The sequence below is a fragment of the Amycolatopsis sp. cmx-11-12 genome (genome assembly GCF_046269425.1).
GTDB lineage: Bacteria > Actinomycetota > Actinomycetes > Mycobacteriales > Pseudonocardiaceae > Amycolatopsis.
Genome location: NZ_JADNQM010000034.1, coordinates 16,741 through 39,085 on the forward strand (window position 1 = coordinate 16,741; position 22,345 = coordinate 39,085).

At 67.1% G+C, this 22,345-nt stretch carries 20 protein-coding genes, 2 tRNA genes and 1 other RNA gene; 13 read left to right on the plus strand and 10 right to left on the minus strand.

Going from position 1 to position 22,345, the window contains the following annotated elements; translation table 11 throughout:
• Positions 1-72 precede the first annotated feature (72 nt).
• Positions 73-1,413, minus strand: a complete 1,341-nt coding sequence (locus tag ACLARN_RS34115) for an ABC1 kinase family protein (protein ID WP_409495592.1) — start codon at positions 1,411-1,413, stop codon at positions 73-75.
• Between the two features lie 77 nt (positions 1,414-1,490).
• Positions 1,491-2,525, minus strand: coding sequence for a TOMM precursor leader peptide-binding protein (locus ACLARN_RS34120; RefSeq protein WP_409495593.1), 1,035 nt, complete (start codon positions 2,523-2,525; stop codon positions 1,491-1,493).
• A gap of 163 nt (positions 2,526-2,688) precedes the next feature.
• Here ACLARN_RS34120 and ACLARN_RS34125 point away from each other — a divergent pair, with 163 nt between their 5' ends.
• Positions 2,689-3,249, plus strand: a complete 561-nt coding sequence (locus ACLARN_RS34125) for a M48 family metallopeptidase (RefSeq protein ID WP_076168951.1) — start codon at positions 2,689-2,691, stop codon at positions 3,247-3,249.
• A gap of 7 nt (positions 3,250-3,256) precedes the next feature.
• Here the strand turns inward: ACLARN_RS34125 and ACLARN_RS34130 are convergent, their stop codons facing one another.
• Positions 3,257-4,612 carry a zinc-dependent metalloprotease gene (locus ACLARN_RS34130; RefSeq protein ID WP_409495594.1) on the minus strand — a complete coding sequence of 452 codons (1,356 nt, stop codon included), beginning with the start codon at positions 4,610-4,612 and terminating at the stop codon, positions 3,257-3,259.
• 203 nt (positions 4,613-4,815) lie between these two features.
• Between ACLARN_RS34130 and ACLARN_RS34135 the strand changes: the two genes are divergently transcribed.
• The gene (locus ACLARN_RS34135; RefSeq protein WP_409495666.1) at positions 4,816-5,820 is read left to right on the plus strand and encodes a PDZ domain-containing protein; all 1,005 of its coding nucleotides are present in this window, start codon (positions 4,816-4,818) and stop codon (positions 5,818-5,820) included.
• A 130-nt stretch (positions 5,821-5,950) separates the two neighbouring features.
• Here the strand turns inward: ACLARN_RS34135 and ACLARN_RS34140 are convergent, their stop codons facing one another.
• Positions 5,951-6,499 (minus strand): PPA1309 family protein, encoded by a 549-nt coding sequence (locus ACLARN_RS34140; protein WP_409495595.1) that lies wholly within the window; start codon positions 6,497-6,499, stop codon positions 5,951-5,953.
• Between the two features lie 156 nt (positions 6,500-6,655).
• Here ACLARN_RS34140 and ACLARN_RS34145 point away from each other — a divergent pair, with 156 nt between their 5' ends.
• A complete protein-coding gene (locus ACLARN_RS34145; RefSeq protein ID WP_409495596.1) occupies positions 6,656-9,649 on the plus strand; it encodes a UPF0182 family protein in 2,994 nt (997 codons plus the stop codon).
• Between the two features lie 67 nt (positions 9,650-9,716).
• A tRNA-Met gene (locus tag ACLARN_RS34150) sits at positions 9,717-9,790 on the plus strand.
• A gap of 230 nt (positions 9,791-10,020) precedes the next feature.
• Here the strand turns inward: ACLARN_RS34150 and ACLARN_RS34155 are convergent.
• The gene (locus ACLARN_RS34155; protein WP_409495597.1) at positions 10,021-11,472 is read right to left on the minus strand and encodes an FAD-dependent oxidoreductase; all 1,452 of its coding nucleotides are present in this window, start codon (positions 11,470-11,472) and stop codon (positions 10,021-10,023) included.
• A 93-nt stretch (positions 11,473-11,565) separates the two neighbouring features.
• Between ACLARN_RS34155 and ACLARN_RS34160 the strand changes: the two genes are divergently transcribed.
• The 8 genes from ACLARN_RS34160 (at position 11,566) to ACLARN_RS34195 (ending at position 17,465) form a co-directional block, all read left to right on the plus strand.
• Complete coding sequence (locus tag ACLARN_RS34160) at positions 11,566-12,159, plus strand: TetR/AcrR family transcriptional regulator C-terminal domain-containing protein (protein ID WP_409495598.1); 594 nt, start codon at positions 11,566-11,568, stop codon at positions 12,157-12,159.
• An 83-nt stretch (positions 12,160-12,242) separates the two neighbouring features.
• Positions 12,243-12,316, plus strand: a tRNA-Met gene (locus tag ACLARN_RS34165).
• Between the two features lie 280 nt (positions 12,317-12,596).
• Positions 12,597-13,097 carry a PadR family transcriptional regulator gene (locus tag ACLARN_RS34170; RefSeq protein WP_409495599.1) on the plus strand — a complete coding sequence of 167 codons (501 nt, stop codon included), beginning with the start codon at positions 12,597-12,599 and terminating at the stop codon, positions 13,095-13,097.
• A gap of 66 nt (positions 13,098-13,163) precedes the next feature.
• Positions 13,164-14,267, plus strand: coding sequence for a peptide chain release factor 2 (prfB, locus tag ACLARN_RS34175; RefSeq protein ID WP_409495600.1), 1,104 nt, complete (start codon positions 13,164-13,166; stop codon positions 14,265-14,267).
• A 135-nt stretch (positions 14,268-14,402) separates the two neighbouring features.
• Entirely contained in the window at positions 14,403-15,092 is a 690-nt protein-coding gene (gene ftsE / locus ACLARN_RS34180; protein ID WP_005168409.1) for a cell division ATP-binding protein FtsE, read from the plus strand.
• 51 nt (positions 15,093-15,143) lie between these two features.
• On the plus strand, positions 15,144-16,037 hold the full coding sequence (gene ftsX / locus ACLARN_RS34185; RefSeq protein ID WP_409495601.1) for a permease-like cell division protein FtsX: 894 nt from the start codon (positions 15,144-15,146) through the stop codon (positions 16,035-16,037).
• 52 nt (positions 16,038-16,089) lie between these two features.
• Positions 16,090-16,572 (plus strand): SsrA-binding protein SmpB, encoded by a 483-nt coding sequence (smpB, locus tag ACLARN_RS34190; RefSeq protein ID WP_061981176.1) that lies wholly within the window; start codon positions 16,090-16,092, stop codon positions 16,570-16,572.
• The gene (locus tag ACLARN_RS34195; RefSeq protein WP_409495602.1) at positions 16,569-17,465 is read left to right on the plus strand and encodes an amidohydrolase family protein; all 897 of its coding nucleotides are present in this window, start codon (positions 16,569-16,571) and stop codon (positions 17,463-17,465) included. Before smpB ends, ACLARN_RS34195 begins: the two co-directional genes overlap by 4 nt.
• Here ACLARN_RS34195 and ACLARN_RS34200 read toward each other — a convergent pair.
• From ACLARN_RS34200 to ACLARN_RS34220, 5 genes are all read right to left on the minus strand, one after another.
• Complete coding sequence (locus ACLARN_RS34200) at positions 17,455-18,780, minus strand: acyltransferase family protein (RefSeq protein WP_409495603.1); 1,326 nt, start codon at positions 18,778-18,780, stop codon at positions 17,455-17,457. The two genes, ACLARN_RS34195 and ACLARN_RS34200, sit on opposite strands and share 11 nt — an antisense overlap.
• A 93-nt stretch (positions 18,781-18,873) precedes the next feature.
• Positions 18,874-19,125, minus strand: a complete 252-nt coding sequence (locus ACLARN_RS34205; RefSeq protein ID WP_409495604.1) for a hypothetical protein — start codon at positions 19,123-19,125, stop codon at positions 18,874-18,876.
• An 82-nt stretch (positions 19,126-19,207) separates the two neighbouring features.
• A complete protein-coding gene (locus ACLARN_RS34210; RefSeq protein ID WP_409495605.1) occupies positions 19,208-19,849 on the minus strand; it encodes a response regulator in 642 nt (213 codons plus the stop codon).
• A 52-nt stretch (positions 19,850-19,901) separates the two neighbouring features.
• The gene (locus tag ACLARN_RS34215) at positions 19,902-21,041 is read right to left on the minus strand and encodes a sensor histidine kinase (protein ID WP_409495606.1); all 1,140 of its coding nucleotides are present in this window, start codon (positions 21,039-21,041) and stop codon (positions 19,902-19,904) included.
• On the minus strand, positions 21,038-21,721 hold the full coding sequence (locus tag ACLARN_RS34220) for a sensor domain-containing protein (RefSeq protein WP_409495607.1): 684 nt from the start codon (positions 21,719-21,721) through the stop codon (positions 21,038-21,040). Before ACLARN_RS34220 ends, ACLARN_RS34215 begins: the two co-directional genes overlap by 4 nt.
• 156 nt (positions 21,722-21,877) lie before the next feature.
• Between ACLARN_RS34220 and ssrA the strand changes: the two genes are divergently transcribed.
• Positions 21,878-22,250: a transfer-messenger RNA gene (gene ssrA / locus ACLARN_RS34225) on the plus strand.
• The last annotated feature ends 95 nt before the right edge of the window (positions 22,251-22,345 follow it).

Genomic DNA, 22,345 nt, shown 5'->3' on the forward strand with positions numbered 1-22,345 from the left:
GCGAAGTTGTGGACAACTCGCCCGAACGACCCCGATTTTGGCTCAGTCCCAACGATCCCTGTGGATAACTTCTCAGGCCGCGAAGCCCGGCTGCCACCGTTCGACGATCGCGCGGGCGGGGATCTCCGCGTCGAGCTGGCAGAGGATGCCGGTCGATCCGGCGGTCACCCGGTGGATCATCAGGTACTCGGGCGGCAGGTTGAGCGAGCGGCCGATCCGGAAGTCCCTGCCACGGGTGTCGCCGACCCGGCCCGCCTGCCGTTGCATCCAGCGGCGGGTGAAGTGGAACGTCTCGCCGGCCAGCGGTTCGGTGAACGGCGCGAGGTAGGCGAGCACGTCATCGGCCTGCAGATCCGCGTCGGCCCGGATGAAGCCGGACTCCCTGAGCAGCCGCATGAGCTTCGAGGACTCGCCGTCGAGCGCCAGTCTGGTCATCTCGCCGAGGTGCTGCGGGATGCCTTCGGGCAGCCGGGACACCCCGCCGAAGTCGATCACGCACAGCCTGCCGTCGGCGGTCAGCATGAAGTTGCCCGGATGCGGGTCCGAGTGCAGGAGCCGGGCTCGTTCCGGCGATGAGTAGTGGAACTCGGTGAGCAGGCTCCCCGCGCGATCCCGCGCCTCCTTGTCACCGCTGGAGATGATCTTCGACAACGGGGTTCCGGTGACCCATTCCGTGACGATGACCTTCGGCGCGCTGGCGACCACTCGTGGAATCAGGAAGCCCGAGACGCCTTCGAACGCTTTCACGAAAGCACGCTGGTTCTGGGCTTCCGCCTGGTAGTCGAGCTCTTCGTTCATCCGCTCGGCGAGTTCCGCCAGGAGCGGTTTCACTTCGGTCCCCGGCACGAAGGCCTGGAACAACCTGCTGAAACGCTGGAGCTGCCGAAGGTCGCTCCGCAACGCATCGTCGGCTCCGGGGTACTGGACCTTGACGGCGACTTCGCGGCCGTCGTGCCAGGTCGCCCGGTGCACCTGGCCGATGCTCGCGGACGCGGCCGGTTCGTCATCGAACGTGGCGAATCGCTGCTGCCAGGTGCGTCCCAGCTGCTCGGCGAGGACGCGGTGGGTCTGCCGGGTCGGCATGGGCGGTGCCGCCGCCTGAAGCTTGGTCAGGGCCTCGCGATAGGGCTTCGCCATCTCATCCGGCACCGCGGCCTCGAAGACACTCAAGGCCTGGCCGAACTTCATGGCGCCGCCCTTGAGCGTGCCGAGGACCTCGAAGAGCTGCTCCGCGGCCTTGGCGGACAGCGTCGCGTTGACTTCTTCGGCACTCTGCCCGGTCAGCCGCCTGCCCCAGCCGCCGACCGCCCGGCCGGCTATTCCGAGCGGAATACTGGCCAGCTTCGCCGTTCGCGCGGCCCCGTTGCGGGGGATGGCGGCTTCACGGTCCTCGGCGCTGCGGGAGTCGGTCACCTTCGCGATTCTGCCTTGATTCACTCCGCCCGCGCAGCCTGTTGGGGGCGTGCGTGTGGGCTACGTCGCTCGCGGTATCAGCGGGCACCACATCCGCATCCCGGATGGGGCGGCCAATCACGGTGACGAATGGCACCTTCGAAGAAATCGATCTCCAGTGTGGCATTCCACGCGGGCGGTGCCTGGTCACTGGGCGACAGAAGCCGCAGTGCCTGCGCAGCGGCCAGCGCGGCACACGCGTGCACGGCGCCGAGGTCCGGTCGTTGCACGCGCCCCGCGAGCTGACTCGCCACCCTCGGCCAGGTCTCGTCTGCGCGGGCACGGTGCAGATCGGCACAGCGCAAGCAACTGCTGCGGCCGGGCACCACCAGCGGCCCGACGATGCCGATGCCGTCCCGGACGCGGACCGGCAGATGGCTGATGCCGTTTTGGACGAGTTCGTCGACCACTTCGGGCGCGGGTACCACGGCATCGGTGAGCAGCACGAGTTCCGGCTGGTGGTCCGAGTAGAGCCGAGAGGTCGACGTTTCCCCACCGGCGCGCCGCACGACCTGCGTCATCGCGTCCCGGCGGAACATGCCGATCTCGGCCTCGGTGTAGCCCGAACCCAGGTCACGTTCGCGGACCGTGCCCGACGCCCGGACGTCGATGTGCCCGATGCCGGCGTTGGCGAGGAGCACCGCGATCGCCACGGCCAGCCTGCCGTCGCCCTGGACCGCCACCGCCGTATGCCTGCGGCGCGCGGTGAGCGCGGCCTGGTGGTGGCGGGCGCGGAGCGACCAAAGTCCCGTCTCGGGCCTGGGGCTCGGGTGCCGCCGGGGCTGCCCCGCGTCGGTCACCAGCCCGCGGATCGTCAGGTCGGCCATCAGCTCCCGAAGTTGTTCATCGTGTTCGCTCTGCGCGAGCACGATGTCGTCGACGGCCCGTTTCCCGTCCAGCTTGCGGAGCGCACCGGCCACTTCGGAGGCCACCTCGGTGATCACCACCGCGTGCGCGGGATCGAGGCCGACCTGGACCTCGCCGTTCCCACGTTCCAGCACATCGAGGCCGGGAAGCAGGACCGGGAAGGCAGGCAGGATGATCGACCGCAGGTCCGGTTCGCGAAGGTTCATGATCGCAGGATCGCACTGCCTCGCTAACCAACCGCCAAGAAATACCCGAGTTATCCACAGGTGAGCCCCGTTGTGGATAACTCGAGGCTGTGACCTTTCGGCTCTCGGACTTGTCGGTGACTGGCCTTACCGTGGTCGAGTGGTCGAAGCACGGATGCCCTCATTGAGGAGCCGGGACAATCCCCTGTCGGACACTCCCGAACACAAGGTCGAGGTACGGCGTAGCCAGCGCCGCCACCGGACCGTCACCGCGTACTGGGACGAGGACACCCTCGTCGTGCTGATCCCCGCCCGGATGACCCGGGCCGAGGAGAAGCACTGGGTTGCCGAGATGCAGCGCAAGCTGTTGCGCACGGGCCCACGGCGGGCCGCTCCGCCGAAGGCCTCGGACGAGGCGCTGCTGGCGCGCTGCGCCGTGCTCTCGGCGAAGTATCTGGACGGAAAGGCGATACCCGCGAGCGTTCGCTGGGTGCCGCCGATGCGGACGAGGTGGGCGTCCTGCACGCCGGTCGACGCGACGATCAGGGTCAGTGATCGTCTGCGCCGGGTCCCGGCCTGGGTGCTGGACTACGTCCTCGTGCACGAACTCGCGCATTTGAAAGAACCAGGGCACAACGCGGCGTTTTGGGAGCTCGTACGCCGTTATCCCAAGACCGAACGCGCCATCGGCTATCTGGAGGGCCTGTCCTCCGCCGCCGGATGGGGCATCGCGGCGGAGGACTGACGGTGCCTCAGTTCTTGTCTTCGTCGCCCTTGTCGTTCTCGGGCTTGTTCTTCTCACGCTCGGTACGTTCGATCTCGGCGATCGGGTCGATGCCCTCGAGGGTCGACTCGCCGTCGCCGAGGCGTTCGGCGAAGTCGAGCGGCTCGTCGAGGTCCCCGGCGGTCGGCATCAGGTCGGGGTGGGACCAGAGGCCGTCCCGTTTCTCGATGCCGTACTGGTCGCCGACCAGCTTCCACAGCGCGGAAGCCGCCCGCATCCGCCTCGGCCGGAGTTCGAGCCCGACCAAGGTGGCGAAGGTCTGCTCCGCCGGGCCACCCGTGGCCCGGCGGCGGCGCAGCGTCTCCCGGAGTGCGTCCGCACCCGGGAGACGGTCGCCGATGGCCTCGGCGACCACGACGTCGACCCAGCCTTCGACCAGCGCGAGCAGGGTCTCCAACCGGTTCAGCGCCGCTTTCTGCTCAGGCGAGGTCTGCGGCTCGAGCAGGCCGGAGGACATGGCCTCTTCGATGCTGGCCGGGTTCGACGGGTCGATCTGGCCGGCGAGCTGCTCCAGCGCCGAGGTGTCGACGGAGATGCCGCTCGCGAACTCCTCGACGGTGGCCAGCAAGCGCTGCCGCAGCCAGGGAACGTGGGCGAACAGCCGCTGGTGGGCGGCTTCGCGCGCGGCGATGAAGACCAGCACCTCGCTGGTCGGCAGCTCCAGGCCCTCGGTGAACTTCTCGATGTTCGCCGGCAGCAGCGCGGAGGTCGCGGCGGGGCCGAGCGGAAGGCCGACCTCGGTGGAGGTGAGCACTTCGGAAGCCAACTGAGCAAGGGCGTTGCCGAGCTGAGAGCCGAAGGCCATTCCGCCCATCTGCCCCATCATCGAAAGCAGCGGGCCGGCGGCCTGTTTGGCTTCTTCGGGCAGGGCCTCGACCCACGCGCCCGAGACCTGCTGGGCGACAGGGTCGCAGAGGCGTTGCCAGGTGGGCAGGGTCTTCTCGACCCAAGTGCGCGCGGACCACGCGACGGTCGTCGAAGCACCGGCGGGCAGGATCGTCGCGGCGTCGAGCCACAGCTCTGCCAGGTGGGCGGCGTCACGGACGGCCGTGCTCGAGTCGCCGCCACTGGACGACGAGAAGCCGAGCTTGACGTCGCTGTCGCTGCTGCTGAGGTTCTGCAGCGCGATCTGTTTCGCCAGGTCATAGTTGACCGGCCCGGTCGAGCTGCCGGCCTGGCTGAGCATCTGGCCCAGCTGGCTGAGCATCTGACCGAGCTGATTGAAGGCCTCGGCGCCGGAGGGTTGGCCGCCGGAATCCGACGGCTCGTTCTCGCCTCGTTTGTCGGGATCGGGCGGTCCGAAGCCGAACGGGGGTTTGCTCATGGCACCACCGTACGCGGCCCCCGGGACCCAGAGCTCGTCAACTGGAGTGATGCGCGTGGCCTTCACCGAGAAGCGAACACCGTCACCGTACGCTGTCACGCGTGACAGAGCCCTCGGAGGAGACCACAGCAGCGCGGAGCCGTGCGGGCTCCGCGAGTGACCAGGACCGCTCCGAACGGCGGCTGACCCGGCGGGGCTGGACGGTGCTGGTCAGCGGCGTGTTGTTCGTGGCTCTCGCGCTGGTCGGATTCTTCATCCCGGTGCCTTATGTGGCGATCAGCCCCGGCCCGACCTACGACACCCTCGGCAAGGACGCCGCCGGACAGTCGGTGATCCAGGTCAACGGGCACGAGAGCTTCCAGACCACCGGCGAGCTGCGCATGACGACGGTCTCTCTGCGGGACGGCGGCATCACGCTGTTCAACGCGCTCGGGCTCTGGGCGAGCGGCCGGTACGCGCTGGCGCCGCGCGAGGAGTACTTCAAGCCGGGCGAGACCAACGAGCAGGTCCGGCAGGAGAACATCCAGCAGCTGCAAGACTCGCAGACTGCGGCCCAGGTCGCGGCGCTGCGCCGCAAGTTCCCGGTGAAGGTGCTCGCGAGGACGATCGTCTCGGGCAGTCCGGCGGACAAGGTGCTCGCGCCCGGTGACCGGCTTCTGGTGGTCAACGGGAAGACGGTCACGGAGGCCGCCGAGGTGCGGGCCGCGCTGAACGGCACCAAGCCAGGGCAGACCGTGCAGATCACCTTCAAGTCCGACGGGCAGGCCGAGCGAACCGTGCCGCTCACGCTGGCCCAGCGGCCCGACGGCCCGGAAGGCTTCATGGGGCTGACCGCGGTGGACCGCGCGGATGTCCCGTTCGATGTGAAAATCTCGCTGCAGGACGTCGGTGGCCCGTCGGCCGGTCTGATGTTCGCGCTCGCGATCGTCGACAAGATGGAGCCCGGCGACCTCGCCGCGGGCAGGCACATCGCCGGAACGGGCGAGATCTCGGAGAAGGGCGTCGTCGGCCCGATCGGCGGCATCTCGTTCAAGGTGGTCGGCGCCCGCGAGGCCGGTGCCACCGATTTCCTCGTGCCCGCACACAACTGCGCCGAGGCGAAGACCGCCGCGCCCGATGGCCTGAACCTGATCAAGGTGGCCACGCTGGACGAGGCGATCGCGCAGCTCGAAAACCTGAAGGCGGGCAGGCCGACCGCTTCCTGCTGACCGCCGGGGGAGCAAGGGACCTTTGCTGTCGCCCCCGGGTCTGACTGACGAGAGCAAGGGACCTTTGGTATCGCCCAGCGTGCCTCCTGGGGCGGGCGATAGCAAAGGTCCCTTGCTCTCTTTTTGCAGGTCAGGGCAGCAGGGTGGCCTTCAGGGCCTCCAGCAGGTTAGGGGCCAGCTCCGGGTTCTCGATGATCTCGTCGATCGGGACGTCGCCGGGTTCTTCGGGTTGCCCGGCGCCGCGAAGCCGCAGGACGCACGCTCCGCCGCCGTCCCGCAGCACAGCGGCCACGAGCCGGGCTTCGGTACGGCGCGGGTGGTCGGCGGCCGCTTGGCGCAGACGTTCGGCATCGGTCTCGGGGACGACCGGGAGCTCCGCCTCGGCGTCCGGCGGCAGCACGATGATCTCCTGCGCGAGGGCGCATCCCAGCACCAGATCGGGCCACGCGATCTGCGCCAGCGCTTCACCGAGGTCACCGTCCGGCAACGACTCCTGGGCGACCGGCGTCAGCGGGGCCGACGGGTCGAGCTGCCCGGCCAATTCGGGTTGCTCGTCCAGCAGCGCCGCGGTCGGGACCAGCGCGAACAACTGCGGCGGCTGGTCCCATCCTCCGGAGGCGACGAACTCCTCGACTTCGCGGGCCAGGCCGGCCACGCCCTGCTGCTTACTCGGTGCCATTGGCACATCGTTCCAGGCGTCCGAGGCGGCGGCCTTCCGAGTCCGGTTTGGGCGGGTTCCGGGAACTTCCGACGGCATCCGTAGAGTTAGAGCATCAGGGGCCGCACGCGGTACGCGCGCCCCCGCGAAAAGTTCACCAAACCAGGAGCGTGTGCAGTGGCCACTCGGCCCCCCGTGAGCCTGCCGAAGCTGTCCCGGCGCAGCCGGGTACTGCTCATCATCGCCGCCGTAGTCATCCTGGCCCTGCTACTGGGCGCGAGACTGCTGGACACCTATGTCGACTGGCTGTGGTTCGGCGAGGTCAGTGCCCGCAACGTGTTCAGCACGGTGTTGATCACCAGGGTCGTGTTGTTCTTCGCCGTAGGGATCCTGGTGGGAGGTGCGCTCGCGGTCAGTTTGATGATCGCGTACCGGACCAGGCCGGTCTTCGTGCCGATCTCCGGGAACGACGACCCGCTCGCGCGCTACCGCTCCGCGATCGTCGGCCGGATCCGCCTGTTCGGCATCGGCATCCCGGTGCTGACCGGGCTCATCGCCGGCGCGTCCGCGCAGAGCGACTGGCAGGTCGTGCAGTTGTTCCTCAACGGCACACCGTTCGGCCAGACCGATCCCGAGTTCGGCAACGACGTCGGCTTCTACGCCTTCGACCTGCCGTTCTACAACTGGCTCCTGGGCTGGCTGTTCATCGCGGTCGTCATCGCGTTCTTCGGCGCGCTGATCTCGCACTACGTCTTCGGCGGAATCCGGCTCGCGGGCAAGGGCGGCCAGCTCGCCGGCCCGACGCGCGCCCAGCTCGCCATCATCGTCGGCGTTTTCGTGCTGCTGAAGGCGGTCGAGTACTTCTTCGACCGCTATAACCTGCTGCTCTCCGACCGCGGACTGCCGCTGTTCACCGGTGCGACCTATACAGACCTGAACGCGGTTCTACCCGCGAAGCTGATCCTCCTGTGTATCTCGGTGATCTGCGCCGTCGCGTTCTTCGCCGGCGCGTTCCTCCGCAACTTGCAGCTGCCCGCGATCGCGTTGGTGCTGCTCATTCTGTCGAACGTGCTTGTCGGCGTCGCGTGGCCCGCGGTACTCGACCAGTTCTCGGTGCGTCCGAACGCGAACGAGAAGGAGGCCGCGTCGATCCAGCGCAACATGGACGCGACGCGCCAGGCGTTCGGTCTCACCAACGTCGAGTACAAGGACTACAGCGGCAAGTCAGAGGCGACCTCCGCGGAGATCAAGGCGGACAAGGGGACTGTCCCGAACATCCGGCTCCTCGACCCGAACATCCTCAGCGACACCTTCACTCAGCGCGTCGGTCGTGAGAACTTCTACGGCTTCCCGTCCAAGCTGGACATCGACCGCTACACCCTCAACGGTGTCACGCAGGACTACATCGTCGCGGCCAAGGAGATCAAGACCGAAGGCCTCGCCGGTAACCAGACGAACTGGATCAACAAGCACCTCGTCTATACGCACGGGAACGGTTTCGTCGCCGCGCCCGCCAACACGATCGACCGGGCACTGAAGGACGCCAACTCCGACGGCGGCTACCCGATCGCCACCACGAGCGACACCCAGAACCCGACAGGCGCCGGCTCGACCGACCCGACCAAGCCGGGCATCAAGGTCGAAGAGCCCCGCATCTACTACGGCGAGCTCGCCACCGATGCCGCGTACGCGATTGTCGGAGGCAAGGCTGGTCAGGCGCCCGGCGAGTACGACACGGCCGTCGATCGCGCCTACATCTACAAGGGCTCCGGCGGCGTGCCGATCGACAACTGGTTCAACAGGCTCGTTTTCGCCGCCGAGTACGGGGAACGGAACATCCTGTTCTCCGACGCCATCGGTGATGGGTCCAGGATCATGTTCAACCGAGAGCCCAGGGATCGCGTCGCCAAGGTCGCCCCATGGTTGACCCTCGACGGCGACCCGTATCCGGCGGTCGTCGACGGCAAGATCAAGTGGATCGTCGATGGCTACACGACGATGAACAACTTCCCGTACGCCCAGCAGACCCAGCTCGGGCAGGCCACCAACGACTCGCTCAGCGGCACCACCCGCCAGGCGAACTCCTCGATCAACTACATCCGTAACTCGGTCAAGGCCACCGTCGACGCGTTCGACGGCACCGTGGACCTGTACGGCGTCGAGGACAACGAGCCCGTGCTCAACGCCTGGAAGAAGGTCTTCCCGGGGCTGGTCAAGCCGAGCAGCGAGATCTCGCCGGACTTGCGGTCGCACTTCCGCTATCCCGAAGACCTCTTCAAGGTTCAGCGGGAACTTCTTTCGAAGTACCACGTGAACAACCCGGCTGAGTTTTACGCCCAGCAGGCCTTCTGGAGCGTTCCGCAGGATCCGACACAGGAAGGCGGCGTGAACGCGTCCGCGTCCGGTGTCGCCAACCAGCCCGGCTACTACGTGCTGGCCACCGCGCCGGGCGACTCCAAGTCGCGCTTCCAGCTCACCAGCTCACTGACCGGTCTTCAACGGCAGTACCTGGCGGCCTGGATGTCGGTGTCCTCGGACCCCGACGATTACGGGAAAATGCGGGTCCTCAGACTGCCGACTGACGCCAGCGGTGCGACCCAGGTGGACGGTCCCGTCCAGGTCCAGAACAGATTCCAGAGTGACCCGCGGGTCGCGCAGGACCGGACACTCTTCAACAACCCGAATGTCACGGTCACCTACGGAAACCTGATCACGCTGCCCGTCGCCAACGGCTTCCTCTACGTGGAACCGGTCTACATCCGGCAACGGAACCAGCTGAGCTATCCGCAGCTGGCCCGCGTCCTGGTCTCCTACGGCACCAAGATCGGCTTCGCGCCGACCCTGAACGAGGCCCTCGACCAGGTCTTCGGCCCCGGCACGGGTTCCGGGGTCACACCGCCCCAGACCGGCGGTACACCCGGACCTACGACCCCGCAACCGCCGGGCACGACGACGCCGCAGCCGCCCGCCGGCGGCAACCCGGCGCTCGACAAGGCCGCGGGCGAGATGCACGACGCCTGGGCCAAGTACAAGGCCGCCCAGCAGGCGGGCAACTACGCGGATCAGGGTGCAGCTCTCGCCGCACTCGATGTCGCGTACCGGGCCTACGAGGCGGCCAAGGCCAACCCTCCGGCAGCCAGCGCGCCGCCCACCAGCAAGCCCGGAGGGTGACGTCGCTTACCAAAAGGGCACCTGCTTTGCGCCTGCTCGAAACGCAGGCGTAAGGTAGGTGTCACGACGCGGGGTGGAGCAGCTCGGTAGCTCGCTGGGCTCATAACCCAGAGGTCGCAGGTTCAAATCCTGTCCCCGCTACAGAGGTTGGAGGCGCGGTCTGCGGAAATCGCAGACCGCGCCTCTTTCGCGTTGTACCGGGGGTCGAACCCCCGGACCCCCGCCAGGAGGGGCTTCGCCCCCTGGACCCCCAAGCGAGTTGGTTGCTCAGGTGCCCGAGGCTGTCTTGGGAGAGCAGGGGACCTTTGGTATCGCCGGGTAGCAAGGGACCTTTGGTATCGCGCTGGGGGCGGGGGAGCGGGGGACCTTTGCTATCGCGGCGGGGTGGGGGCGGTCCAACAGGCGTAGCCATCGGGGCGGTACAGGACGGCTTCGGTGGACGGCCAGGGCAGCTCCGTGACGAGCTGGGTGGTCAGCCGGAGTGCCTGAGCGCGGGCAGCGTCGATGTGGGCCGGTGTGGTCGTCAGGAGCACGAAGTCGCCGTTGTGAAAGAGCGTGCTGGGGCGGATAGGCCCGGCGTCGGTGAGGACGTCCTGGTCCGTCAGGCGCGAGCCGAGCGCGGGGTGCGACGTCCCGTAGGTCGCGTAGCGGATCCCGAGACCGGAGACCATGCCCGCCAGGTACCGGTTCACCTCGGGTAGCGCGACCAGATCGCCGAAGAGGGCGCGAAGCGCGCGAGACTCGTGAGACCGCGGAGTCAGCCCTAGTTGAGCGGCGACGTTGTGCAGCACTTGAGCGCCGACAGGGTGCCGTTCGGCCTCGTACGTGTCGAGCAGGTCGTCACCGGCCCAGCCGTGCACGGTCGCGGCCAGCTTCCAGCCCAGGTTCATTGCGTCCTGCACGCCCAGGTTCAGTCCTTGGCCACCGGCCGGGAAGTGGATGTGCGCGGCGTCGCCAGCCAGCAGCACCCGTCCCGCGCGGTAGTGCTCCGCCTGCCGAGCGGCGTCGGAGAACCGTGACGCCCACCGGATTTCCGACACCGTCGCGGACTCGCCGTAGGAGTCGAGCACTGCCTGCCGGACTTCGTCGTGCGTGACAGCGGACCGCATGTTCGCAGGCCGCGAGGCCCTGTCGCCGTACACGAAACGGTAGAGACCCGGTTCTCCCAACGGAATCAGGCCTTTGAACGTGGTTTCGCCGGTCGGCTCGCCGATGTTCCGCATCGTGCGCCACTGTTTTTGCGCACTGGCAGGTGTTTTGTAGAACAGGACGTCCGCGACCACGCCGAAACCTTCACCGTCCACGCCGGGAAAGCCCATGCCGAGTCCTTTGCGTACAACGCTTCGTGAGCCGTCGCAGCCGACGAGGAACTTCGCGCGCAGCCGCGGTTCTCCACCGTCTGTTCGGTACCGAACAGATACAGAGTCCTTGTCCTGCGCGAAATCGACTACTTCGCTGCCTCGCAGCACCTTTGTTCCTTGTGCGGCAAGCCGTTCCTCCAAGAACTCCTCGACCGTCGCCTGCGGAATCCCCAGTTGAAAAGGGAATCGAGTGTCCCAACCGTCGTAGCCGACGGGGATCATCGCGAAATGCCCGTCCTGCACCGTGGCGTACGAGCGGGCCTCCACATCGTCCAGAAGTCCGCGTAGCTCCAGCATTTCCGCGGTGCGCGGCTGCAGGTTCAGTGCCTTCGACAGTCCCGTGCGCTCGGGATGCCGTTCCAGTACCACGACATCGACGCCGGCGAGCGCGAGTTCGTGCGCGAGCGTCAGCCCGGTCGGCCCCGCCCCGGCCACGATCACGTCCGTCCCCAGGTTGTTCATACCACTCCTTAACAACGTTAAATTGACCTGCGCCCAGCGTGCCCTTAACATCGTTAAATTGTCAAGGAGCTACCGCTGGAAAGAGGGTTGAAAGTGGGTCTGACCAGGCAGGACATCGTCCGCGCCGGGCTTCGGCTGCTCAATGATGTCGGGCTCAACGGGCTGACGCTCCGCCTGATCGCGCAGGAACTCGGGGTCAAGGCTCCGGCGCTGTACTGGCACATGAAGAACAAGCAGGAGCTGCTCGACGAGATGGCGACGCAGATGTATGCCGACGCGATGCCGGGCCGCGTGCCGGAAGGTATGGGAGAGAGGGAGACTCTCGAGCTGGCGGCACGGGCGATGCGCCGGATGATGCTCGCTTACCGTGACGGAGCGAAGGTCTTCTCCGGGACTTTCATGACCGATGACAGCCTGCTCGGTGACAATCCGCTCCTGGGGCGGGTCGAAGCGGGGCTCGAACCGTACCTGGCCGGACGAGCGTTGTTCACCGTCTACAGCTACGTCGTCGGCTTCACCATCGAAGAGCAGGCCGTTTACCCGGTTCCGGGCGAACGGGACCCGCGTTACGACGTCACGCCCACGGCGTGGGTCTTCGACGAGGACGTCGAGGGCAGGTTCGGCGACGGGCTGACCATGGTGCTCAACGGCGTCTTCGCTTGGCTGGATGACAAACTCGCGCCATAAAGGCAGGTCAAAGGCCCTTCGGAAAGTTAAGGGTACCCCCCTGAAACCTGGTTTCGCCCCCATGTAATCTATTAACACAACGACGCGGGGTGGAGCAGCTCGGTAGCTCGCTGGGCTCATAACCCAGAGGTCGCAGGTTCAAATCCTGTCCCCGCTACAGAGAAAACGAGGCGCGGGTCTGCGGAAATCGCAGACCCGCGCTTCTTTGTTTTCCGGTTTCCGTGGTGCGTGCGCCCTCCGGGTCGATCACCCGCCGTCGTTGGGCGGGGCGGGGGACGCGTACCGCTGTCCGTGGCGAAGGCCGGTCGCGCAGCGTGTCCGGTCCATTGTGGACAGGTGTAGTGCGTTGGGCCGAATGAGCGCATATCACTAGCCACAATGGACAGATGTGCTGACCACAGTGGACACAGGTTCGGAAAAGTGGGACCGTAGAGTACGTGTCCGAATTGAATGCAACAGCCGCCGCACTGCTCGGTCTTCTCCACGACGGTCCCGCCACGGGCGGGCAACTGGTCGCGGGGGCGGGTGAGCGTTTCGGCGCCTTCTTCAGCGTGACCCGCAGCCAGGTGTACCGGGAGCTCCCCGCCTTGTCGAAGGAGGGCCTCGTCCGCCTCGGCAAGCAGGGCCCGCGGTCGAGCCAGCAGTACCTCATCACCGCGGCGGGCAAGAAGGCGTTCAAGACGTGGCTGTCCACCGAAGCCGGTCCTGACCACCTCCGCAGCCCGCTGATCCTGCGTCTCGTGCACGCCGGTTCGCTGACGGTGAAGCAGCGCTCGATGCTGCTCGAGTCGGCGCGCGCCAGCTACACCCAGCAGCTCGACGAAGCCAAGGCCGCCACCAAGAGCGCCGACGGCCCGTACGCCAAGGCGGTCGCCGAGTTCGCGCAGGCGCAGGCGAAAGCAGCACTGAAACTGCTGGATTCCATCCCCCAGTCCTGACCCGGACAGGTGCCCACGACCGGTTCCCCGCAACCGGTCGTGGGTTTTGCCGTAACCTTGGCCGACGTGAGTGATGAGTTCGATGCGGCACTGAAGGACCTGGCCGGCAAGCTAGCGCAGATCGAGTCGGTGATGGACCTGGACGCGCTGCGTGCCCAGGTGGCCGAGCTGGAGGAACAGGCGTCCAGCCCGAACCTCTGGGACGACCCCGAAGCGGCGCAGAAGGTCACCAGCCAGTTGTCCCACCGGCAGAGTGAGCTGCGACGCATTTCCGAGCTGCGTCAGCGGCTCGACGACCTGGGCATCCTCGCTGAGCTGGCCGAGGCGGAGGGCGACTCCGCCAGCGTGGCCGAGTCCGAATCCGAGCTGACGGCGCTCACCAAGGACATCGACGGGCTCGAGGTCCGCACCCTGCTGTCGGGTGAGTACGACGTGCGGAACGCCGTGATCACCATCCGATCCGAAGCGGGCGGCGTCGACGCGGCCGACTGGGCCGAGATGCTGCTCCGGATGTACCTGCGCTGGGCGGAGCGGCACAACTACCCGACGGACGTCTACGACATCTCCTACGCCGAAGAGGCGGGCATCAAGTCCGCCACGTTCAAGGTGACCGCGCCCTACGTCTACGGCACGCTCTCGGTCGAGCAGGGCACGCACCGGCTGGTGCGCATCTCGCCGTTCGACAACCAGAGCCGCCGCCAGACCTCCTTCGCACACGTCGAGGTGATGCCCGAGGTCGAGGAGGTCGACCACGTCGACATCCCCGAGAAGGACATCCGCGTCGACGTGTACCGCTCGTCCGGCCCCGGCGGCCAGAGCGTCAACACGACCGACTCGGCGGTGCGCATCACGCACATCCCGACCGGTGTGGTCGTTTCGTGTCAGAACGAAAAGTCGCAGCTGCAGAACAAGGCGGCCGCGATGAAGGTTCTTCAGGCGCGGCTGCTGCAGCGGAAGAAGGAAGAGGAGCGCGCCGAGATGGACGCGCTCAAGGACGGCGGCTCCAGCTGGGGCAACCAGATGCGTTCCTACGTGCTGCACCCGTACCAGATGGTCAAGGACCTGCGGACCGAGTTCGAGGTCGGCAACCCGTCGTCCGTTCTCGACGGTGAGATCGACGGTTTCCTGGAGGCGGGCATCCGCTGGCGCAAGCAGTCCGGAGCCGCGTAACAACCCTGCGTGAGAGAGCAAGGGACCTTTGCTGTCACTTTCCGGGAGAGAGTGACAGCAAAGGTCCCTTGCTCGCTTGGCCGCCGGGACCGGGCTACCCGGGCTTAACGACGGGCATGGGTAGTATGCCGAACCGTGATCCGGCTCGAAGAGGTTTCCAAGGTCTACAAGACCTCGACCCGTCCCGCCCTCGAAAGGGTGTCGGTCGAGATCGACAAAGGTGAGTTCGTCTTCCTGATCGGTCCCTCGGGATCCGGGAAGTCGACGTTCCTGCGTCTCCTGCTGCGCGAAGAGGTGCCGAGCAAGGGTCGCGTGATGGTCTCCAACTTCGACGTCGCCAAGCTCGCCCGCCGCCGGGTGCCGCGTCTGCGGCAGACCATCGGCTGCGTCTTCCAGGACTTCCGCCTGCTGTCGAACAAGACCGTCGCCGAGAACGTCGCCTTCGCGCTCGAAGTCATCGGCAAGCCCCGCCCCACGATCCGCAAGGTCGTGCCCGAGGTACTCGAACTCGTCGGCCTCGACGGCAAGGCCGACCGCCTCCCCAACGAACTGTCCGGTGGTGAGCAGCAGCGCGTCGCGATCGCCCGCGCGTTCGTGAACCGCCCGCTCGTGCTGCTCGCCGACGAGCCGACCGGGAACCTGGACCCCGACACCAGCCAGGACATCATGTTGCTGCTGGAGCGGATCAACCGCACCGGCACGACGGTGCTGATGGCCACCCACGACCATTCGATCGTGGACTCGATGCGGCGAAGGGTCGTCGAGCTTCAGCTCGGCAAGGTCATCCGTGACGACGCCCGAGGCGTCTACGGCATCGGCCGCTGACCGGCCCCGCCCTCCTCCGTAACCCACGACTTCCAAGGGACATCAACCCCGATGCGCGCCAGTTTCGTCTTCAGCGAGGTAGTCACCGGCTTGCGCCGGAACGTCACGATGACCATCGCGATGATCCTCACCACCGCGGTCTCCCTCGCCATGCTCGGCTTCGGTCTGCTGGCCGTCGGAACGATCGACAAGATGAAGGCCAACTTCCTCGCCGACGTCGAGGTTTCGGTCTATCTGGTCAACGACATCAGCTCGGGTGACCCGAACTGCTCGCAGTCCGCCTGCCAGGCGCTGCGCCAGGACCTGCAAGGCAACGACGGCGTCGAGTCGGTCGTGTTCGAGAACCGCGAGCAGTCCTACGAGCGGTTCAAGAAGATGTTCGAGAGCCAGCCGGAACTGCTCGCGCTGACCGGGCCGGAGGCGTTGCCCGCGTCGCTGCACGTCAAGCTGAAGAACCCCGAGCGCAGCCAGGCGATCATCCAGGAGTACACCGGCAAACCCGGCGTCAGCAAGGTCGACGACCAGCAGAAGGCACTGGACCGCGTGTTCAACGCGCTCAACGGTGTGCGGAACCTGGCCTTCGGGGCCGCGCTGATCATGGCCGTCGCCGCGCTGCTGTTGATCGCCAACACGATCCAGGTGTCGGCGTTCACCCGGCGCACCGAGGTCGGCATCATGCGCCTGGTCGGCGCGACCCGCTGGTACACGCAGCTGCCGTTCCTCCTGGAGGCGGTGGTCGCCGGCCTTGTCGGTGCGATCATCGGCATCGTCTTCCTCGTGCTCACCAAGGTGCTGTTGCTCGACCTGGTGCTCACGGGTGACGTGTTCCCCGCGGTCGGCATGCTCGAATTGCTGTTCCCGGTGGCGCCGATCCTGCTCGCCGTGTCGGTCATCATTTCGGCCATCACCGGCTACGTGACGCTGCGCCTGTACGTGCGCCACTGACCCGCCCGATAACCACCTGCCCGAACACAGAAACTCACGTAGAGTCGCCGCTATGCCCAAGGAACGTGGACACAAGGTGATCGTGTCGAACCGCAAGGCTCGCCACGATTACTCCATCCTCGATACCTACGAAGCCGGTCTCGTGCTCGTCGGTACCGAGGTGAAGAGCCTGCGTGAAGGACGGGCGTCACTGGCCGACGCGTTCGCCACTGTGGACGACGGCGAGGTCTGGCTGCGCAACGTGCACATCCCGGAGTACGTCCAGGGCACATGGACGAACCACACACCGCGGCGCACCCGGAAACTGCTGCTGCACCGCCAGGAGATCGAGCGGCTCATCGGCAAGACCAAGGAGAGCGGGCTTTCCCTGGTGCCGCTCTCGATGTACTTCAAGGACGGCAAGGTCAAGGTCGAGATCGCGCTGGCCAAGGGCAAGAAGTCCTACGACAAGCGGCAGGACATCTCCAAGCGTGACGCGGAGCGCACCATCAGCCGGGCCCTGGGCCGGGCGTTGAAAGGCCGGTACAACGATTGATCCACGGGCCAGCTTCGGACGCCGAGATCCCGGACTGGATCGCGGCGCTGGGCATCGACGGGCTCGTGGACCTTCACCTGCACTTCCTGCCGAAGCCGGTCATGGACAAGGTGTGGGCCTATTTCGACCAGGCCGAGGAGCACTACGGCATGGCCTGGCCGGTGTACTACCGCACGTCGGAAGAAGAGCGGATCGAAACCCTGCGCTCGTTCGGCGTGCGCAAGTTCGCGCCGCTGGTCTATCCGCACAAGGCCGGTATGGCCGAATGGCTGACGTCCTGGGCGCTGGAGTTCGCCGAGCGTGTCCCGGACGCCGTGCCGACGGGCACGTTCTACCCGGAGCCGTCGGCACTGTCCGTTGTGGACGGTGCGCTGCGCGCGGGCGCCCGCTGTTTCAAGGCGCACGTCCAGGTCGGCGCCTACGACCCGCGTGACGCGCTGCTGGACGGCGTCTGGGGCGCCCTGGCGGACGCGGGTGTCCCGGTGGTCGTCCACTGTGGACACGGACCGTTGAAGGGCGCCTACACCGGGCTACGGCTGTTCGAAGAGATCCTGGTGCGGCATCCGAATCTGACCCTGGTGCTCGCCCACGCCGGGATGCCCGAGATCGATTTCGCGTTCGAGCTGGCCAGGAAGTATCCGCGCGTGTACCTCGACACCACGATGGTCGGGGTGGAGTTCACCCAGCGCGGCAACCCGCTCCCGCCGGACTGGACGGACCTGCTTGCCGAGTTCCCCGACCGCGTCGTGCTCGGCACCGACTTCCCCAACATCCCGTACTCCTACGCCACACAGTTGCAGGCGATCGCCGGCTGGGCAGCCGACGATCGCCTGGGTGAGCCGTTCCTGCGGGCGGTGCTGCACGACACCCCCGCGAAACTGCTCAGCGTTTGAGCTGCGCCGACTCGGTGACCGCGAGCGCGCGGCCGAGCAGCCGCGTCCCCAGATCCGAGATCGAGATCTGCTTACCGGCCAAGACGAATCCGCCGGTCGCCAGCGCCACCCACGGCACCGGGCCCTGCGTGATCCCGTCGCTCAGCGGGGCGAAACCGTGCGCGGCCAGTCCCAGCAGACCACCGGCGATCGCCAGGCCGGCGACGACGAGCTGAGGCGTGTGCGCGGTCGACGCCGGGCCGGAGCCTTGCGTTTCGAAGCGGGCGAAGAGCCGCAGGAGACCGAGGAGCACCAGTCCGCAGGCGCCGAGCCAGGCCGGGACCATCGTCAGCCACAGCACGGAACCCGGTTCGGGAGTCTCGTAGCCCAGGCCGTAGACCGCGACACCGGAGACGACGATCAGCGCCGGCATGTGCCACAGGTAGACACTCATGAACCGCGGGCCGATCCACTTCAGGGCGGCGTCGAGGTTCGGGCGGGCGGCCAACGCGTTCAGCTGCGGTTTGAAGGCCAGCAGGAGGCCGATCTGGCCGATCGCGAGGAAGGCCAGCAGCACGGTCGGCGGGCTCATGTTGGACACCGGGGCACCCGGCATGCCGATCATGCTGGCGGGGTACGGGCCGAAGGCGACCATCAGCGCGGTGATGCCGAAACCGGCGGCGGACATGCCCAGCGCGGCGTTGCGGCTCAGCGAGCCGAGACGGCCTTGCGTGTAGTGGAAACCGAGCTGGTGCACGGCCATCCAGACGAAGACGGCGTTCGCGAAACCGATCAGGCCGAGGTCGTTGAAGCGGGCGACGTCGACGAGGACGGCGGCGGCGAGCATCACGACCGGGACTTTGAGGCCCCAGCGACGGTGCGCCGCGGCCAGCATCGGCGTGAGCAGCACGGTGAGCACGTACACGGCCAGGAACCACAGCAGCTGGGCCGCGATCGCGCCGCCGACCTGCAGCGGCTGCTCCGGGACGCCCAGCCCGCGCAGGATGTCCGGGACGAAGAGCCAGACGGCCACGAGCGGCAGCACCGGGATCATCAGCCGCTTGAGGCGGGCCGCGAGCCAGGACCGCGAACTTTCCGCGCGGCCCAAGGAGATCAGGTTCGCCGCGCCACCGGCGAAGAACACGAGAGGCATGACCTGGGACAGCCAGGTGATGACCCACCAGCCAGGCGTCGCGAGCGCGTTCCCGGTGGAGAGGTGGCCGTCGGCGTAGGAGAGCACCGGCATTCCCCAGTGCTGAACGACGACCGCGAGGATCGCGACCGCTCGGACGATGTCCAGGAACCTGTCCCGGCCCTGTTTCTGGCTCGTGTGCATGGAAAAGAGCCTGGTGCTTCAGTGCCGCGAAAACAGCGGTGCGGGCCGCCGTATCGATCTTCCGGTTTTCGCCCTCCGAGGGTGGAGTTTTCCCTACCCCACACCGTCGTTTTCGGGCTCCGGCCGCGGCGCGGGTTCCGGGACCGGAGCGGAGCACAGCCGGAACTCCCAGCAGTCGTCCTCGGCGAGGCCGAGTTCGTACCGGGTTTCGATCTTCGGCCCGTCGTGCAGATGGACGTGTTTGAGCACGGTGCCCGCGATCGGCTCGGTGTCACCGAGTTCCTGGACACGCCCGTCGAGAGGCCCGCCGAAGAAGCGGACGCTGTGGGAGGGCCTGTCGGTCATGGGTCCTCCTCGGTTCGGCTCGTCTCTACACCAACAGTCTGCCCATGTTAGGTGAGTGACGGCTTCGCCACCAAGAGCTACTTCAGCGTCCTAAGTAAGTGAGAACCGCGCGGACCCGGCGGTGCTCCACCGAACTCGCTTCGAGGCCGAGCTTCGAGAAGATGTTGCCGATGTGTTTCTCGACGGCGCCGTGCGAGACGACGAGCGAGTTCGCGACCGCGGTGTTCGACAGGCCCTGCGCCATCAGCCCCAGCACCTCGGACTCGCGGGCCGTGAGGGCGTCGAGGGGGTTCTTGCGGCCTCGTGCCATCAGCTGCGCGATGACGTCCGGGTCGATGGCCGTACCGCCGCCGGCGACCCGCTTGACCGCGTCGAGGAAGTCCCCGACGTCCGCGACGCGTTCCTTGAGCAGGTAGCCGACTCCGCCCGCGCCGCCGGACAGCAGCTCGACGGCGTAGCTCTCTTCGACGTACTGGGAAAGCACCAGGACAGGCAGCCCTGGGACGGCCTCACGGGCGCCCAGCGCCGCACGCAGGCCTTCGTCGGTGAAGGTGGGCGGCATCCGCACGTCGACGATCGCGAGATCCGGTCGGTGCTCCTTGACCGCGCCCAGCAGGTCGTCGCCGTTGTCCACGGCCGCGACGGTCTCGATGTCCTCGTCGGCGAGCAGGCGGATCACCCCCTCGCGCAACAGAACCGCGTCTTCGGCGATGACAACCCGCATGCTGCCCCCAGCTTCGTGAGTGAATGGCAGAGCCTATTCACTCACGAGCTGGTCACCATTGACACGGCAGGTCCGCGCGAATCACCGTCGGGCCACCGGGCGGGCTGACGACGGTGATCACGCCGTCGATCGTGGCCGCCCGATCGGCGAGCCCGGCGAGACCACCGCCAGGCCGGACCTCAGCGCCGCCATGTCCGTTGTCGGTGATCTCGACGATCACCATCGAGTCCGTGCGCCACACCTTCACGCTCGCTTCGGTCGCTCCGGAGTGCTTCGCGATGTTGGTCAGCGTCTCGCCGACGGTGAAGTACGCCGTCGTCTCGACCGCCGCCGGCGGCCGCGGCTCGACGTCCACCTGGACATCGACGTGGATCGGGGACTTCGCGGCCTGTGCGGACAGCGCGGCGTCGAGGCCGCGGTCGCCGAGCACGGCCGGGTAGATGCCCCGGGCGAGGTCACGCAGTTCGGACACCGCGAGCTTGGCGTCCAGGTGCGCTTCGTCGATCAGTTCGCGCACCGCGTTCGGGTCCTGGTCGAACTTCGACTTCGCGCGGCCGAGGCTCATCGCGACGGCGACCAGGCGCTGCTGTGCGCCGTCGTGCAGGTCACGCTCGATGCGGCGGCGTTCGGCCTCGGCCGCGTCGACACCGCGGGCCCGTGACGCTTGCAGGTGCTCCGCCTTCTGCTCCAGTTTCTGGGTGCGGTTCGGGCCGAGCAGCGAGTACGCCAGGTTGCCGTGCAGCCACCCGAGCCACGGGGTCACCCAGATCGCCATGGGCAGCAGCACGATCGACGCGATCGCGATCGGGAACTCCACGCAGGCCAGCGGGAACGCCACCATCAGGTAGGCGAGGTCGCGCCACGTCGTCGGGTCGGTCAGCCGGGTCAGCCAGCGCTTGACCAGCGGAAGTCCTTCGACGGGGAGGCGCTCGACCGGCTCCAGCGGGGTTTCGAGCATCTTCCGCGCCCAGCCCCGCTCCCGGTCGGCGGACCAGCGGATGAAGTTGGTCGTGGCCATGAGGATCGGGAAGCCGATCCACACCACCGCCGTCCCGATGCCGACCGACAGGCCGACGATGATGAGAATGAACTGGAGCAGCCGGAACACAAAGCTGACGAACATGTAGACGATCGACCTCATCGGCCGCGGCCGCGGGATCCCTACTTGCTGCACCTGCTGGTCGATCGTCATCCGTTCACCGTGCTCTCGCCCCAAGAGTCCTCGAGACGGCGGCGCTGGGCGTGGGTGGGCCCGAGCAACGCCGTCGCCAGCCGGGCATGTGTGCCCGCCAGCGCTTTCGTCAACGCTACCGAGAGGGCGATGCACAGCACCCCGAGCGCGGCCCACGGCAGCGCCGAGACCGTCGAGTCGACGGTGAACCACGGAACGTCGTAGTTCGGGAAGCGGTACTCGCCGCCCGGCAGGAAGCGGTAGTAGATCGGCAGGCCAGCGAGGCCGAGACTGGTCGACCAGAACACCGTGACCAGCACGAACTCGACGATCCCGACCGGGAACAAGAGGACGAAGTACCCGAGGTCGCGCCAGGTCGAACGGTCCTTCAGCCGCGCCTTCCAGCGCACGGACTGGCCACCGGCGGGCAGCGGGAGGTACGGCAGGTCGATGTAGCGGTCGAGCAGCGCGTACACCCTGGCGCGCTCCATCCGGGCCGCCCCGCGGATCGACAGGATCACCAGCGCGAGGATCGGCAGCCCGATCCAGACGACCGCCGTGCCGATGCCCAGCCAGATGAACGACATCAGGAGTGTGAACGCCAGGATGCCCATCGGCAGGTTCATCAGCAGGTAGACCAGCGAGCCGCCGAACGACGGATCGGACCTGCTCAGCTCCCGCTCGGCCGCTAGCGAACTCATGGTCGTGCCCCTCTCTGGTTCGAGGAGACAAGCATCGCCTGCCGGAGCGGGCCGGTGACATGGTGCCCGCGGGCATCTCGCAGGTGGGGCTAGCCCCACCGCCGGGATTAACCCGGTTGCCGTCCGCGTTATGCTGTACAGGTTGTGTCCCACCAAGGGGGTGAACGGTTTCGACTTTGGACGTTGAATCAGGAGAAGCGTGCCGGTGCAGGCGAGAGACCACCGTAAGCGTCATCGCAAACCAATAAGCGCCGAGCCTAAGAGCCAGCGCGAGTTCGCCCTTGCTGCCTAAGCAGTAGAGCAACTCTGTCGGTCCGGGGTCGCCTCCGACCCGGTCACCGGCATCAGCTAGGAGGCTTACCGCCACACTCGGCTACGGGGTGTGGTTGGGAATCAAACAGTGGCTGGGCTCGTCACTTCAGCTTGTTCGCGTGACTGAAGGGGCCAAGTAGAGACATAGCGGACTGCGCACGGAGAAGTCCTGGTGATACGCCAGAGGACCCGGGTTCAATTCCCGGCACCTCCACTGGTCGGATGGCGAGCGCTCGGATCGAGCGCTCGCCATTTGTCGTTTCGGGGTGGGTGGGTGCCTCGGTTAGGTGGCCGGGTTGCGGTGAAGGCGAA

Coding starts and splice junctions, on each gene's coding strand:
- ACLARN_RS34140 (WP_409495595.1), bottom strand. CDS start 6,499: ATGGCACCGAGTAAGCAGCAGGGCGTGGCCGGCCTGGCCCGCGAAGTC.
- ACLARN_RS34205 (WP_409495604.1), bottom strand. CDS start 19,125: ATGACCGACAGGCCCTCCCACAGCGTCCGCTTCTTCGGCGGGCCTCTC.
- ftsX (WP_409495601.1), top strand. CDS start 15,144: ATGCGCGCCAGTTTCGTCTTCAGCGAGGTAGTCACCGGCTTGCGCCGG.
- smpB (WP_061981176.1), top strand. CDS start 16,090: ATGCCCAAGGAACGTGGACACAAGGTGATCGTGTCGAACCGCAAGGCT.
- ACLARN_RS34210 (WP_409495605.1), bottom strand. CDS start 19,849: ATGCGGGTTGTCATCGCCGAAGACGCGGTTCTGTTGCGCGAGGGGGTG.
- ACLARN_RS34215 (WP_409495606.1), bottom strand. CDS start 21,041: ATGACGATCGACCAGCAGGTGCAGCAAGTAGGGATCCCGCGGCCGCGG.
- ACLARN_RS34130 (WP_409495594.1), bottom strand. CDS start 4,612: ATGAGCAAACCCCCGTTCGGCTTCGGACCGCCCGATCCCGACAAACGA.
- ACLARN_RS34220 (WP_409495607.1), bottom strand. CDS start 21,721: ATGAGTTCGCTAGCGGCCGAGCGGGAGCTGAGCAGGTCCGATCCGTCG.
- ACLARN_RS34200 (WP_409495603.1), bottom strand. CDS start 18,780: ATGCACACGAGCCAGAAACAGGGCCGGGACAGGTTCCTGGACATCGTC.
- ACLARN_RS34120 (WP_409495593.1), bottom strand. CDS start 2,525: ATGAACCTTCGCGAACCGGACCTGCGGTCGATCATCCTGCCTGCCTTC.
- ACLARN_RS34155 (WP_409495597.1), bottom strand. CDS start 11,472: ATGAACAACCTGGGGACGGACGTGATCGTGGCCGGGGCGGGGCCGACC.